Source organism: Desulfobacterales bacterium (assembly GCA_030066985.1).
Classification (GTDB): domain Bacteria; phylum Desulfobacterota; class Desulfobacteria; order Desulfobacterales; family JAHEIW01; genus JAHEIW01.
Genome location: JASJAN010000014.1, coordinates 74,118 through 89,625 on the forward strand (window position 1 = coordinate 74,118; position 15,508 = coordinate 89,625).

At 45.0% G+C, this 15,508-nt stretch carries 10 protein-coding genes; 4 read left to right on the forward strand and 6 right to left on the reverse strand.

Annotated elements, in window-relative coordinates; all coding sequences use genetic code 11:
- Window positions 1-5 precede the first annotated feature (5 nt).
- On the forward strand, window positions 6-3,122 hold the full coding sequence (locus QNJ26_08680) for a sialate O-acetylesterase (GenBank protein ID MDJ0985605.1): 3,117 nt from the start codon (window positions 6-8) through the stop codon (window positions 3,120-3,122).
- Window positions 3,123-3,329: 207 nt separating this feature from the next.
- The gene (locus QNJ26_08685; GenBank protein ID MDJ0985606.1) at window positions 3,330-3,740 is read left to right on the forward strand and encodes a hypothetical protein; all 411 of its coding nucleotides are present in this window, start codon (window positions 3,330-3,332) and stop codon (window positions 3,738-3,740) included.
- Between the two features lie 10 nt (window positions 3,741-3,750).
- Here QNJ26_08685 and QNJ26_08690 read toward each other — a convergent pair whose 3' ends face one another.
- The 4 genes from QNJ26_08690 to QNJ26_08705 form a co-directional block, all read right to left on the reverse strand.
- Window positions 3,751-4,143 carry a PEGA domain-containing protein gene (locus QNJ26_08690; protein MDJ0985607.1) on the reverse strand — a complete coding sequence of 131 codons (393 nt, stop codon included), beginning with the start codon at window positions 4,141-4,143 and terminating at the stop codon, window positions 3,751-3,753.
- Between the two features lie 86 nt (window positions 4,144-4,229).
- The gene (locus QNJ26_08695; GenBank protein ID MDJ0985608.1) at window positions 4,230-5,261 is read right to left on the reverse strand and encodes an MBL fold metallo-hydrolase; all 1,032 of its coding nucleotides are present in this window, start codon (window positions 5,259-5,261) and stop codon (window positions 4,230-4,232) included.
- 215 nt (window positions 5,262-5,476) lie between these two features.
- Window positions 5,477-6,820 (reverse strand): ATP-binding protein, encoded by a 1,344-nt coding sequence (locus tag QNJ26_08700; GenBank protein MDJ0985609.1) that lies wholly within the window; start codon window positions 6,818-6,820, stop codon window positions 5,477-5,479.
- 218 nt (window positions 6,821-7,038) lie between these two features.
- Entirely contained in the window at window positions 7,039-8,415 is a 1,377-nt protein-coding gene (locus QNJ26_08705; GenBank protein ID MDJ0985610.1) for a sigma-54 dependent transcriptional regulator, read from the reverse strand.
- Between the two features lie 452 nt (window positions 8,416-8,867).
- Between QNJ26_08705 and QNJ26_08710 the strand changes: the two genes are divergently transcribed.
- Window positions 8,868-9,587, forward strand: a complete 720-nt coding sequence (locus tag QNJ26_08710) for an ABC transporter ATP-binding protein (protein ID MDJ0985611.1) — start codon at window positions 8,868-8,870, stop codon at window positions 9,585-9,587.
- A gap of 140 nt (window positions 9,588-9,727) precedes the next feature.
- Window positions 9,728-12,133, forward strand: a complete 2,406-nt coding sequence (locus QNJ26_08715; GenBank protein MDJ0985612.1) for an ABC transporter permease — start codon at window positions 9,728-9,730, stop codon at window positions 12,131-12,133.
- Between the two features lie 101 nt (window positions 12,134-12,234).
- Here the strand turns inward: QNJ26_08715 and QNJ26_08720 are convergent, their stop codons facing one another.
- Complete coding sequence (locus QNJ26_08720) at window positions 12,235-13,632, reverse strand: hypothetical protein (protein MDJ0985613.1); 1,398 nt, start codon at window positions 13,630-13,632, stop codon at window positions 12,235-12,237.
- Window positions 13,633-15,279, reverse strand: a complete 1,647-nt coding sequence (locus QNJ26_08725; GenBank protein MDJ0985614.1) for a DUF885 family protein — start codon at window positions 15,277-15,279, stop codon at window positions 13,633-13,635.
- Window positions 15,280-15,508 lie beyond the last annotated feature (229 nt).

Consider the following 15,508-nt stretch of genomic DNA (forward strand, 5'->3'; position numbering starts at 1 on the left):
GCGTCATGAAAAAGCTTTTTTCCATCATATTTGTTTTAATACTGCTATCACCTGCAGCAGCATGGCTGATGCGGCTGGATTTGGATTTCGATGTGAAACGTATCGGTCTTAAGCCGCCTCGCTTTGATGGTCGTACGTTGCTCGAAAATGATGTCTATCGATCTTTCGACCAGTATTTTAACGACAGTTTTTCGTTACGCGATCCACTGATTTTAGCTAAAAGATGGCTGGATTATCATTTATTCGGCATGACGGACACCGCGACTGTGCACGTCGGCAGCCGGGGATGGCTCTACAGCCGGCAATCTATTGTCGATGCTCAAAAAGAGGCGTGTGACGACGCTGCGCTAATCGAACAACTGACCCTATCGCTTCACGCCACCGAGCGGATCTTCGCATCCGCAGATCGTCATTTTCTGTTTGCAGTCGCACCGAACAAATCAACGATTTATCCCGAGTTTTTGGGTTTTATTCCCTCAGACAAAATATGTCGTCATAGCCATTATGATCTGCTCCTGGAAAGCTTTAAGCGTCATCCGCTAAACGGTTTTATCAGATTAGACGAACGCATGCGGAATGCCAAAACCGGTGATCGCTGGCTCTACGATCCCACCAGTGCCTACTGGAATACGCTGGGTGCTAAAGTTGCGGCTGAAGCCATTGCCGATAAGATCCGACAAACCGATGACGACAATCGAAGTGTTGATTTGACACAAAAAGATCCAGAAAAACAGGTTGATCTTGCCAAATGGATGCTGGGTTTGAATACGAGAATCTCAAATGATACGCCCATCCAGTTGACATCTACAGGACAACCTGATGGTCCTATCGCGATTGTGTACGGTGATGGTTATTTAAACACCCTCGTTCCCTATCTGTCCCAAATGCTGAGCCAACTGACAGCAATTGATGCCGATAGCTTTCCATCCAGACAACATGTGAAAAATTGGCATACCGCCGATATAATTGTGCTCGAAAAAGCTGAATCCAAGCTGGCATCGCTGCACCTGGAGGTTGACTGGATCTTTGCAACATTTGGCGGGCACATCCGGATTTCGACATACGACCCTGTCGACTTGGAGACATTCAAACCGCTGGAGAAGATCTCTTTCAAAAAACAGTCAGAAGGTCTCGAGATAAAATCGGTGGGTGAAGCATCCCGTCTGATCCTTGAGCCCATTGTGGGATCTGATCCTCATGAATTCCGTATATTGAAACTTCGCGTTAGCGCACCCCACGCGGATAATCTCAAAATCGAATATAACACCCACCCCCTGCTGGTAACGAACAAGACATTAAAAAAAGGGCTCACTGAACTGTATTTTCCGCTTCCGTTTCAGCCACGGTTATCGCTGAAAATCACACCGGGCAGCAAACCCGGTGTATTGCTGATTCAGTCTGCTGAGATACTCAGTTTCAACGACCGGCCCCAGCCAGTTGTGCCCGAAAAAACCCAAACTCTGATAACCGAAATACCAGCAAAACCAAAAGCCGAGTTAAAAAATCCTGATGCAGAGAAAAGCAAGGCCACTATCGAGCAGGACGCTGATATTTCCAAAACGAAATCGCATGCCAAGAACACCATTGACAAGCCCCACCTACCTGCAGAAGTCGGCCATCAAATGGTCATAAGTAAAAATGATCATACTGATCAAATTCCTATTCCTGAAGAAAAAGAGCGCGATTCAAATTCGGTGAAACCATCCGCAGCGCCTGCTCAAAGCAAAATTGAAGACACGACCATTAGTGCTATTGAAAAAGAAGGTCAAAATCTGAAACCCAAGCGTCTGCCGGTTGCGGTTCCAACCGCGCCTGCGATCAGATTAACTGATTTTTCTGAAGGACGCATTTTCCAGCGTCAAGGGGACAGTGCCGATATTGTCATTTCCGGCACCTACAACGGGGTTTTGGACACGATTGAGGCCAGAGTCGTTCGCAGCGATACGCTCGCAGAGATTGTTACCTGGACCGTTATCGATTCTTCACCTGAAAACGGCATTTTTGTGGGCCAACTCACAAAGGTACCCCAAGGGGGCTGGTATAACCTGCAGGTCCGCAGCAGCCGTGATCATACGGTTTTTGATAACGGCCAACACCGTTGGGGCATCGGAATTCTCATCGGTTGTCTCGGGCAGTCGAATATGAAGGAATGGTTTCACACTGGCAAAAATTTAAAAGCACACTCACTGCTGCGCAAATACAACAACAGGGATTGGTCTCCTTTGGGTGTAAAAGGAAATGCCGCCATCGCTTTTGGAAACCGCATCATCGAGCGCCTGGGGATTCCGGTCGGGTTGCTTGATTTTGCCGTCAATGGCTCGGGATTGCGAAAAGAAGCTGACTGGGGCGCGGGCTATTGGGGCGACACGGCGCCGGATTCAATCTATAGCCGTTTTGTCAGCGCCGTATCCGCCGCCGGCGGGGCCTTGGAATTTATCATCTGGATCCAGGGTGAAGCCGACGCCGCCCGGGGTACCGTCACCCAGAAAGAATATGTCGAGGTCCTCACCCATTTTATCGAAAATCAGGTCAGAGAGGATATTAACAACGGCTCCAACCGCGAGCATTTGCCATTTCTGTTGGTCGGAATGATCAAGCGTCCCGGCGGTAAAGATAAACCTCATCAGGACATTCGCAATGCACAAAAACAGGTCGCGGATAACGTTATCGATTGCTACCTAGCAGCCACAACCCTTGATCTAAAAAACCACGGTCGACAGCATCTCAAACCAAAAGCCTATATTGCATTAGGCAACAGAGTGGCGCAAACAGCCCTTTACGTGCTGGACCAGGAAAAATACCATCGGGGCCCAAAAGTCATTTATGCCCGTCGTCTCGATGAGCGCACGATTGAAATTATCATCCAGCACCGTGGCGGCAATGATTTTTTACCGGTTACTGGAATCAGCGGATGGGAAATCATTGTTAATGACAACCCGATGCCCATTCAAAATGTTTATCGTCATGATTCCCAAACGATTCGAATTGTCACCCAGTACGCGTTTACCGAACAAGCATCCATTCGCTACTTGTACGGTGCCATGCCAGATGTCAAACATCCGGTTGTGGATAACTCTCCCCTATCCCTGCCCCTGGAAGAATACCAGGCGGTCATCAATTGAATCCTCAGCAACACGACTTACTATTATTATTGAGTGGTCAATGATCGATATCATTCAGCAAACACAGAACTGGATAATCAAATGAAAAAATCGTCTGCCAGTAAGTGTCGGTACCCATCAGCCCGGGCAAGAAGTCTCATTTTGCTTTTTATAGTGATAGGTCTACCGATCCTATGTATACATTCCGTATTTGCGGAGGATTCCCATATGGTTGCCCAGCAAAAAAAATACAGTATCGGATGCGCCCCCACGCCACCGGATGCCCTGGGGCCTTTTTATAAACCCAAAGCACCCTTACGGGAAAGTGTCGGCAAAGGATATGAATTAAGTGGCGCGGTCATGTCGACAAAGGATTGTGCCCCAATCCCGCAGGCATATATTGAACTGTGGATGGCAGGTCCGAAGGGGGATTATAAAGATGATTATCGCGCCACCGTCATTCCCAATGCAGCGGGCGAATACACTTTTGAAAGCCATCTGCCGCCATCATACTTCAGTCGTCCGCCGCATATTCACATGCGTGTGAGCGCTAAAGGCTTCAAAACACTTACAACCCAGCATTATCCCGCATCGGGTTCAAAGAAAGGCCGGCTGGATCTGGTGTTAATTCCTGAATAAGCTCACTTGATCAGGGAAAGATTTCTTCTTTCTGTAGAATGACATTCAGGGTCTGGTCTCCAACCTCAAAGGATGTGCCGTCGGAGCGTATCACAGATAGGTTTTTTTTGTCTAACTGACGATCAGGAGTGATCGATACCCTTTCAATTCTGGTCTGATAACCGTTTTTGATAAACACTATTCTGTGTTCTTTGGCCAATCCTTCAATGGTTACCTTGATTGGAGCGGTTCCAACCTTTTTTTTGTTTATATAAATCTCCGCACCTGGGGGGTCTGATTCGATCGTCACGACAAGAGAAGTGGGTTCATCTTGGGAAGCCGCTATGGCGCCGATGATGATGCTGCACCCGCAAATAAAGGCCATATTTATCAACATGACGATGAGTGTTATTAGCCGGGTCATATGCATTCCATAGTAAATTTAATGCCAACAATCGGAATGGTCTTAATTGCGAATCATTTTAATCTGTTACAGATAACACATGGGTTCTAATCGAGCAACCCGATTGAATAAGTTTCTCCCATTTTAAGCATCTGCAGCCTCATATTTGGAGGCTCGATCTGGTCCCAAGCATATTGCAGGCGACGCGGGGGCTCCAGAATGTGTTCCATACTGATGATCCAGGTGCCCCATCCCCAAGGAATGAATAGCTTGCATTCTATATCCTGCGCAGCTTGAATCGCGTCCTCGGGGGTAAAATGCCTGTGCCGCCAGTACCATGAGGCAATTGGCATCAGACAGATATCAACCGCACCCAACTTGTTTTTGATATCTTTAAAAACAGCGCTGTAGCCGCTGTCACCGGCAAAATAAATGCGATAACCGCGCCATTGAAAAAGCCAGCCCCCCCACAGAGTTTGATTCCGTTCATACATGGAACGGCCTGAGCCGTGATTGGCCGGCAGAAAATGGAGGGTCAGATCGCCGATCGTATCCCAGGTATACCAATCCATTCCGACGACATCAAGATATTGCCTTGGAAATTCATTTTCAACCCCATGGGGAACATAATAAATGGTTTTTGTAGGCAATTTCTTAAGGGTATTAAAGTTCAAATGGTCAAGGTGATCATGGGAAATCGCAACGACAAGCGTCCGGTCTACTATGGAATTGTTAGATTCGCCAAAAAATGGAATGTCTTCGGTGGCAAGCGGCGATTCAGCATATAGTTTTCCGATTTCGCTAAATTTTCCGAGTCGGCCGGCCAATCCGTCAAACTCTTCGAGGAAGGGATCAATCAGGATCTGGTACTTTCCGCCGAGCTGGACCAAAAAAGATGCATGCCGCAGCCAGGTGATTTGCACGTCGTGAGTCGGCTTTTTCAGTCTATTGACATCCGGCTCAACCGTGTAATCAGATGGATTATAGCCCAGGGTACGGTCGATGTCACCGCCTCTGGGGTCCGAGAGCAATCGATATTTGTAAGGTTTTCGCTCGTGGGGTTTTAAAAAATCAATGCGGTCATACGCTGTTTCCTCTCCTAAGCGGTACTTGGGTGAAAACAGATTTTTATACTGCATTCGACGGCCGTCCCAATCATCTAAGGTATCGTTTTTGATGACCCGACGCTGCGTCGTGCATGCAATGATCGTAAAAAGTAGCGCGATACAAAGTATGAACCGCACATGACTTGGTACGCGAGGTTTAGAATCCGGTCTTTTTTGAATACCCAACCACATATGATGGCACACCCATCCTCTCTGTTAGGGGCAGCGCTTTAGCGGACACGTTAGTTTCAAAATTGCAACTTAAAGACCGTCTTCTGATTTGGTGCTGACGTAACACCAATGGTCGCCTTGTGCAGTCGAAGGATCTGCCGGGATAAGCTTAAACCGATACCGGAGCCCTCTGGTTTGGTGGTAAAAAAAGGTATGAATATTCTTTCGGCAACTTCTGCGGCAATACCTTTGCCGTTATCAATGACTTTTATTACCGGATTCCCCAGGCCATCTGAACCGGCCTTTAATTTAATTTTGGGATGCGATACGCCATGTACAGCTTCAACGGAATTCTTGCAAAGGTTAATGAGAACTTGCTCAATTAAGGTCGGATCTGCCGTTAAGCTCAGGCTTTCAGGATCGATCTCGCTCTTAAACTGGATTGCGTTTTTTTCGATTTGATCGCCCAGCAAGTTTTCAACCCGTTCAAAAAGATCTCTAACCTGTACGATCTTAAAATCCGGTTGGGGAATGCGGGTTAGCTTGCGGTAGTTATCAATAAAGGTGATCAGACCTTTACTGCGCTTTTCGATGGTCTTAACCGCTTGACCCACATCAGAAATGACTTCATTGAGCTCTTGAGGCACTTTGCATTCTTTATCGTCTTTCAGTAAATCGGTGGCAGTTGAAGCCAATGAAGCAATCGGTGTGATGGAGTTCATGATCTCATGGGTGAGAACCCGAATCAGGTTTTGCCAGGAGATCATTTCCTTTTCTTCAAGCTCACTCTGGATATTTTGCATGGCCACTAAAATGAGTTGTTGCTGCCGTAAAATAAATCCGGTTGCATAAATGGAGAGCTGCAACAAATCATCGCCCTGCTTTAACTTGACCAGATCCTTATCTCCAGGTGAAATATTGCCGAGCTTCCCCGCCAGTCCGGTGCTGATTTGTTCAAGATCGTCTATATTGTGCAGACGTTGAATTTTTAACAGTTTTTTAGCGGCATTGTTGATCAGTTCCACATGGCCATCCGGGTTAAAGGCAATCAAAGCAATCCCGACATGATCGATAATGGTTTGCAGAAATCTAAAATGCTCCTCTTTTTCAATTTTTGCTTTCTGAAATTCTTTGGTCACTTCGCTAAAGGCCGTATTCAACTCTTCAAACCCTGAGCCTTCAACCGAAGTGGCAAAGGACTGTGAGAAGTCAGAATGCTTGATAGAGAGTAAAAAACGATTTAAATCACGGTTGGTTTTGGTGAGATATCGGATCAGAGAATAAACCTGATAAGCGATCATCAGACCGATAAAGATACTCGCGGCAATAAATTCGGTTCTGAATAAGAGATAGGCCAGCAGGCAAATGCAGCTTACCAGTAACACCACCCGAATGATACAATTTGCCTCAAATCGTCTCATAAAATCGCTTTTTTAATATTGAATTTAAAGCTGATTTTAAAATCTCAGATCATGCCCGAAGACAGGCGAAAGCCGACTCAAAAGTGGAGCATACACGTCAGTATTCGAGCATTTTGAGTCAGCTTTACGCACACCTTAATCTTCATAAAAATAGACGGTGATCCCGATTTATCGGGGAAACTTAGCATTCGGGCATTAGATGGGTTTTAAAACCAGTTTTAGAGGCCGTATTTTTCCATCCGCCTGTACAACGACGTCCTTGTCAACCCCAGCTCCTTGGCTGCATGGGAGACGTTGCCGCTATGCTTTTTTAGCGCTTTTCGGATCACGGCTTTTTCAACCGATTCAAGATTATAGTTGTCTAAAATAACCCCTTCAATCTCTTTATCCATTTCGGGAAATAAAAAGTCGGAGGGTTGTAACAATTGGCTTTCCGCCAGTATAACCGCCCGCTCCAAAGTGTGGATTAATTCTCGAATATTTCCCGGCCATTGATATCGCTCTAATTTTTTTAATGCGGCCGAGCTAACGCCTTTGATGCCTTTTTGATATTTGTTAGAGAATTTGCCCAAAAAGTGACTGACCAACAATGGAATGTCTTCCTCTCGATCCCGCAAAGGCGGCAACTGGATTTCAACTGTGTTTATGCGGTACAGTAGATCCTGTCGGAATTCATTTTTGGCCACCATATCATAAATGGGCATATTCGTTGCGCATATGAGGCGGATATCGATATCCCGGGCAACATTGGATCCCAATCGGGTCACTTTACGAGCTTCGAGAACATTTAACAATTTGGCCTGCATGGCCATCGACAGATTTCCGATTTCATCTAGAAACAAGGTCCCTCCGGAAGCCAGCTCAAAGCGTCCGGGGCGGTCTTCCTTGGCATCGGTAAAAGCGCCTTTCATATGCCCGAACAATTCACTTTCAAACAAACTTTCGGCAATCGCGCCCATATCCACACTGATAAATACCTCATCAGCACGCTGAGATCGGCGGTGTAGCGCTCTGGCCACCAATTCCTTACCAGTGCCATTCTCACCGAGAATCAATATATTCGTGTCGGTTGCAGCCACTTTTTCAATGTTGGCAAAGACGTGTTGCATTACTGTGCTGGCACCGATCATATCAAGGTAGCGTTGATCGATATCGGCCCTCAGTTGACGTTGTTGGGAACGTAATCGATCAACCTCAAGCTTTGAGAACCGTAGATTTAAAGCGGATGATAAAGTGGCCAGCAGTTTTTCATTCTGCCAGGGTTTGAGCACAAAATCGATCGCACCCGCTTTAACGGCTTTTACGGCCATCTCAACGTCACCGAAAGCGGTGATCAATATGACGGCTGCTGACGGGTCTATTTGTAAAATCTTGTCCAGCCACATAAACCCTTCAACCCCGCTGGTGGCGTCCATGGTGAAGTTCATGTCCAGCAGAATGACATCGTAATTTTCATTTTTCATTAATGAGGGAATGTTTTCTGGATCTTTTTCGGTGTGGACCAATGAAAAATGTTGTTTGAGGAATAAACGGGCCGCCAGCAGCAAATCTTCATTATCATCTACGATCAGAATTTTGCCAATATTTTTGGCCATCTAAATTATCCTGTGTTGATGGTTGAAGGTCCAAAATGCGAGCACATGTTTCTTGTGACTTTAAGTGCTAAATTCATTCCAACTATATCAAAGTCCTATTTTTTATAACTCCAGGCGATAATTGTGGTTTGTAGTTATTTGTAATTATTTTGTATTTTCAGTTTCAATTTATCGGACGAGTAAATCTTACACCTGTATGTTCTCATTTCTCTAATATCACAACTGTCCGTATTCGTACACCTCATGTACTAAAATCGAACACTTAATATTAAAAATAATAATTCGGCTTCCGGAATTACATCTTTCCCATAGCGCCTAATTAATAGATTTATAAATAATTCAATAATTTCCAACTTAGCCTTTCAGGTTTATCACCCTGTATATATTCTGGCACATCCCTTGCTCAAATATGACTACTGTATTCATTCCAATCGAATAAATCGGGAGGTATTATGCTTCAGACAAAAAATCTAACAAAAATATTCACCACGGTAGAAGTGGAAACCACCGCATTGAACAACGTCAATCTGGAGGTGCAGGAAGGTGAATTTGTGGCCGTTATGGGACCATCGGGTTGCGGGAAATCGACTTTGCTTCACATCGCTGGGATGCTCGATAATCCCACAAACGGTGAATATTATTTTATGGGTGAAGAAGTCTCAAAATATTCCGAAAAAAAACGGGCCAATCTGCGCAAAGGCAACATTGGTTTCGTTTTCCAGAGCTTTAACCTCATTGACGAGCTCACCGTTTTTGAAAACATTGAATTACCGCTGTTGTATTTGGGCGTCTCTACAGCAGAGCGCAAAAGGGTCGTTCATGAGATGTTGCAACAGCTTGAACTCATTCCCCGTAAAAACCATTTCCCACAGCAGATATCCGGGGGGCAGCAGCAACGCGCAGCGGTGGCCAGAGCCCTGATCACTGATCCAAAAATCATCCTGGCGGATGAACCCACCGGCAATTTGGATTCCACCCATGGTGACGACATCATGAGATTGCTGGTCGATTTAAATGAAAAAGGCACCACTGTCGTAATGGTCACACACTCATCCGTCTATGCGGATTATGCCAATCGAGTGATTCATCTGTTTGACGGCCATGTCGTTACTGAAAACTTGAAAGAACAATATGACAAACATATGCGCCCAATCTCAGCGATTGTGAGTTAACGGTGCCAGATTGTGCATTGCGAGTTGCAGGTACCAGGTTTCGCGTTTCAGACTGCAAGGTCGCTAGAAGTCAGCAGACTGAGACCGACAACAATCAAGCCGCAGCACAAAACACGCTAACCTATATAGCTTTATAAACTATGTTTTCGAACTTCATCATTTTCGCACTCAGGCTACTGCGCAGAGATAAGCTGCACAGCATCATTAATACGCTGGGTTTGTCCACCGGTATTGCTTGCTGCATTATTATCATGGTGTATTTACAGAATGAGCTGACCTACGATCTGTACCATGAACATGCAGATCGAATTTATCGATTGGGCATCAAAATCACCATGGATGACCAATCTGAAAAATATGCCCAGTCTTCCTGGTCGATCGGTAAGCGCTTAAAGGATGAGTATCCGCAAATTAAGGATTATGCCAGGATAAAGCCGTATTCCGATGTTTTGTTCAAATACCAGGAAAAAGCTTTTTTCGAAGATAATATTGCTTTAGCCGATCCGAGTGTATTTCGAATTTTTTCTTTTAAGTTTATATACGGTGATCCGGCCACCTGCCTGAAAGAGCCGGGCAACCTCGTATTGACTGAAACCCTTGCCCGCAAATATTTTGGTGATCAAATTCCGATCGGCAGAATCATTCAGTTAGTTAATAAATATGATTGTGAAGTCACTGGCGTGGTTGAAGATATGCCTTCCAACTCACACATGCGGTTAAATGCCATGGTCGCCATGTCCAGCTTATCCGTCATTGCTCCGAAAGTGGACTTTGACAACCTGCCCCTCATGGAAGCGGATTGCTTCACATTTTTACTTGTTGATGAGGGTTTTTCCCTTCAAAATTTCATGGAAAAATTCAAATCTTTCCGCAAGAGATACATCGCCGAGGAAGAAAAAAGATACCATCAAACCTATGATCCAATTTTCCTGAAACTTGCGGATATCCACTATGGTCCGAAGCTAAGATTTGATTACCCAACAGGCAATAAGTCTTATTTATATGCTTTTTTCACGATCGGCATTTTTATCCTGATTTTAGCCTGCATTAATTATATTAATTTGGCAACCGCCCGGGCCTTTGTCAGGGCCAGAGAGATCGGCATAAAAAAAATCCTCGGCGCTGGCAGACGACATCTTGTTTTTCAACTGCTGGCGGAATCGCTGATGGCCACATTGATTGCGTTGCTGATTGCAGTCGCTTTGGTTGAGTTGATTTTGTTTACGCCATTTATCAAACAAGTTTTGAATGGTTCTTTAAAATTGACCCTATTGAACAATCCCTTTTTCCTGTACGGCATTCTGTTATTGTGGCTTTTTGTCGGTCTTTTTTCAGGTCTTTATCCGGCGCTTTATTTTTCTTCCGTTCTGCCGGTCAAAACGTTAGTTGGCACACTCAAATACACAAACAGCGAATCTCTGATCCGCCGGTCGCTGGTAACTTTTCAATTTATCATTTCTATCGCTGTGGCCGCCTTCGCACTATTTATGAATGACCAGATCGATTACATGCGCAACCGCCAAATGGGCTTTAACAAGGAAAACGTGGTCTCCATCAAGCTTCCTGACGATGCAAAATTTGAAAACATACCTGCCATAGTGAAAGAATTGCGTCGTTATCCAGATATTGCTGCGGTGACCACCGCTCATACCCGACCCGGCCAGGCCTGGACAGGCCTGATTAGTGTTGAGGGTAAAAATGGCATGGAAGAACACAATTTTTATCGGTTTTTGGTGAACTATGATTTTCTCGAAACGCTGGGGATAGAGCTGTTAAAAGGCCGGGACTTTGACGAAAACCGGCCGTCTGATAAGAAATATGCAGTTATTGTTAATGAAAAATTCGTTGAATATATGGGGTGGGAAAACCCTCTTGGCAAGCGTCTAACAAGAGGACTGCCGGATGAACCCGGATTTAAGGGTATCGTTGTCGGAGTCGTCAAAAATTTTAATTTTTATTCCCTTCATCATAAAATCGAACCGATGTGGTTCAGCTTGCAGCAAAAAATCGGCGGTAGTATGATTGTGCGCGTTAAAGCAGATCGTGTGATACAGGCCCTGGAGATCCTGCAGGAAAAATGGCAGCAGATACACCCCGGCTACCCTTTTGAGTATTCCTTCCTCGATGAAGAATTTGACCGGTTCTATGATGCCGATCGAAAGCAAAATCAGCTCATAAATATTTTTTCATTCATGTGCGTGGTCATTTCATGCCTGGGACTAATAGGCCTTTCTTCATTTAACACTTCCCGCAGAATCAAAGAAGTCGCTATTCGAAAAATCCATGGTGCATCGGCCACCAGGATCATTTTAATGTTATTCAAAGAGATATTGTATCTGATGCTTCTGGCTTCCATTTTAGCGATACCGCTTGCATTGGCCTTCATCCACGTGTGGATCCAAAATTTTGCTTATCGTTCAACTATCAATATCCTGATATTTTTTGTTACAGCACTAGCGGCACTGTTAATCGCTTTCTTAGCTGCCGGCTATCATTACATTCGCGTCGCGCGGGCGAACCCGGTAGATGCACTTAGATATGAGTAAAAGTGAGTCCTTATTGTATCGAAGTCGTGATTATTTAGGTTGATTACGATTGTTTTTGCAGAAAAATATATTCGTTTGGCAAAATGACTGGACTTTCGATCCTATGATGGACGAGGTTCAGCCCCGAAACTGAATAAACCGTCAGATGCGATGATCGCCGGCGTCCCACTCCATGGTTGCAGGTGAGCCATTTCAAGTGCTTTACCTTCAAGATTAACCAAATCAGCCAACTCACCGGCCAGCCACAATTTTTCCAGGGTAAGACAATCCAACCACAATTTAATGGCATAAGTTTTCAAAGCTTTGATCTGTATGGGCTTGATGATCCGTGGCCTGATAGCGATTTTAACGGGGCCCAGCACATAGGTAAAATGACTGCCCATGCTCAGTTTATCCTGTTCTTCAAGAATTTCCAGGACATCTGCCGGGTTGATGCCCATGATAAAGTCATTGATGCGGTCGACCGCTTCTCTGATATTCATATCCGAACTGAGGACAGCCAGGGGCTGCAAGCCGCCCCCGCTGCCAACATTGGTTGGAACGCCGCCGTATCGGGCCATAAACCCCAGCGGGCCCTTTTGCCCGATCATGCAACGGAAATCGGTCTGGAATAGTTTAAGAAAAATATTCTCACCTTCCAGTACCGGCATTTCTTCCGCCCAGAGCGCTAACGGAATTTTTTCTTGAACAATATAATTGCCTTTAGACAAAGCTTGATGAATGGCATCATCGGCTTCATCCAGACTGTCATTCGTGTGACCGACCCTTACTCCCTTACCTGAATATCCAGTTTCCGGTTTAAGCACCAATTTGCGCCAATTGTTCCGTGTCCATTCGATAAGATCATCGATTTTGTTGCCATCGGGCCCCTCGGTCCGGCGCTCAAAAAATTGCCGGGTCCAGGGCGTTCGCCTCACAATCTCCGGATCAAATTGATCATGCCAATAACCGCTAATGGCTTCAAAAACGCTTTTCACATTTAGCGGTTCAATACCACGGGGATTGATGACGCGGTGCTCCTTGATTGCCTGGAGAAGTGGATCCAAGTTGGATTTGCGATGGATTTTCAGCAGGACGTCTGTACTGAAATCCATAAAGACAATCGAAACCGGTTTATTCTGCCAGCAAACTCGCCCGTTTTTAATTTCAAGCTCTTCGGGAGCCATTAATTGACCAGTAATGCCATCGATTTCATTGAGACGACGGGCCAAGTTACGATTTTCTATCACATCATCCAGTGTTTCCTTTTCGGCAACAATGGCAATCAGGCCGGGATTTCGTCCTGCGCGAGTCCGATGGGCATCAGCCAGCATCATTGCAAAGCCATCCACAGGGTAAAACAATGGATGATTAAAATCCAAATTCACCTTAGAGGGGCGAATCGCATTCAGTTTCAACCAAACTGCACGGCCAATAATTTGAGTCAGACGCTGATAATCCCACCCCCCCGGACTGACTAGATTCCACTCTGAATGAAAGCCTTTAAAATCTTCCAACATTTATTCCCTTTGATGCTGTTTTTCGAATCGCCGGTCAATCAAATGAAATGGAAGCTCACCGCCTTCCAAAAGAAACCGGTAGAAATTCCTACTTTTGGAAAGATGCCCGTATTGTTGCTTCAACTGTTTGAATTGATGACTGCCATAGCCATAACATAATTGATACCCTGGATTTAAGCGAAAGCGGTCCAGTTGTCTTGCTGCTTCTGCTGGATCAAATCCACAGGTAGTCAGCAGATCTATAGCCGCTTGTTCGGAAAGTTTTCCGACGGTAAATCCCACATCGATTTGACAACGTGCCGCCCGCCATAATTCTCGCTTCAAACTGACGAGCCTTTCTGTAGGATCATTTAAGTAATCGTACTCAACTAGCATTGATTCTGCATAAGAGGCCCAGCCTTCATAAAACAGAGGTGACTCGATCTGCCGGCGAATGGGATTGCTGAGCTTGCGGCGAAATGAATCCAGAAAATGATGCCCGGGAATGGTCTCATGCGCCGTCAACATTTTGTACTCACGGTTCAAACGCCTTTGCAGATGCTGGTCGGTTTCTTGACTGTTATGTTGTGGAAAATTCGTCGAAATATAAAAATAGCTCTCTTCCAGTGGATCTTGACTAAATGCAGCTGCAAAAGAAGCCGAGCTCCGAACGGACTTTAGATACGTGGGGGTGTATCTAATCTTGACGGGGGCATTTAACAATTCAGCACTGAAACCGTTTTGACTGAAAAAATCCCGCAACCGCTGAATCTCATCTTCATACAGGGCCACAATTTCTGATTCAGCGACTTGATACGGTTCGAATTCATGATAAAGCTGATCCCAGGTTTTGGTCTCATCTATTTGGGATTGCAGATGTTGCAGTTGATCTAAAATCTGATGCCATTCTTCAATGGCAATAGCATAGATGTCCATAGGCGAATGGGCTGATAAAAAGTGTTTTCTTAGAGTCGTCTCTAAAGTCGAAACGGCAAATTGGCGATCGGGCTCGGGAGAATGGGAAGCTAAAAACTGGTGAAATTTTTTTAGGCTTTCTTCGACACAATCGATAAACCTGGATATCCGATTTTGATGAGCGGCAAATCGCCTTGACAGTGTCTTTGCAACTTCGACCAGGTATTGCTTACAATCTTGCGTCATCCGCAAAGACGCTTGATAGTATGTTTCCGGCACTGATCGAATATTTTCGGCACCCTGTTTGAGAATATGCGGTATAGATGAGAGTCTCGATAAGGATCTATCGGCGACTTCTTGTGAGGTTTCAGCTGGCTTATTCAACGCATGGTCCAAGCCGATAAAGCCAATCTTTAAATACAGCAATGGATTATACCGCCAAGAACGTTTGGTAGCCAGTTCGATTAGAATACCGGCTGCATTGGCCTGCAGCATTTTAAGATCGATGAAACGCTCGAGATCTCCCCTCTCGTCATTCATCTCTTTAAATTGCTGCTGATAACCTTCTAACGTCGCGATGGATTCTTCAATCGCGTCTGCTTCAATATGATCGAGTCTGTCGTAATGTCGTGCGGCATTTTCAGCTCTAGGCAAAAAATCAAATTCATCACTGGCGCACATCACTGGAAAGCGCTCGGCCAGAAAATTAAAATAACTGCCGGCCAATTTTTTGTAATCATTACTTCTTTCCAAAATTAAACTCCTTCTAAATTTTGCATTTCAAATTAACATCATACATCCCATCAACAATGTCAAAATATTCATGACGTTTAAAATTTCTTGTCAATTGACTTATTTAAAAACCTAAAACACAAAAGTGCCAATTCATTTTTGCCTGCTTTTTGCCAATTCGTTTGCTCAAACTTATGTCCGTTTATGAACACAATTTGTCCCAATAGCGTGCACTTAATTCGTATAAATT

Coding starts and splice junctions, on each gene's coding strand:
- QNJ26_08680 (MDJ0985605.1), top strand. CDS start 6: ATGAAAAAGCTTTTTTCCATCATATTTGTTTTAATACTGCTATCACCT.
- QNJ26_08685 (MDJ0985606.1), top strand. CDS start 3,330: ATGGTTGCCCAGCAAAAAAAATACAGTATCGGATGCGCCCCCACGCCA.
- QNJ26_08690 (MDJ0985607.1), bottom strand. CDS start 4,143: ATGACCCGGCTAATAACACTCATCGTCATGTTGATAAATATGGCCTTT.
- QNJ26_08695 (MDJ0985608.1), bottom strand. CDS start 5,261: ATGCAGTATAAAAATCTGTTTTCACCCAAGTACCGCTTAGGAGAGGAA.
- QNJ26_08700 (MDJ0985609.1), bottom strand. CDS start 6,820: ATGAGACGATTTGAGGCAAATTGTATCATTCGGGTGGTGTTACTGGTA.
- QNJ26_08705 (MDJ0985610.1), bottom strand. CDS start 8,415: ATGGCCAAAAATATTGGCAAAATTCTGATCGTAGATGATAATGAAGAT.
- QNJ26_08710 (MDJ0985611.1), top strand. CDS start 8,868: ATGCTTCAGACAAAAAATCTAACAAAAATATTCACCACGGTAGAAGTG.
- QNJ26_08715 (MDJ0985612.1), top strand. CDS start 9,728: ATGTTTTCGAACTTCATCATTTTCGCACTCAGGCTACTGCGCAGAGAT.
- QNJ26_08720 (MDJ0985613.1), bottom strand. CDS start 13,632: ATGTTGGAAGATTTTAAAGGCTTTCATTCAGAGTGGAATCTAGTCAGT.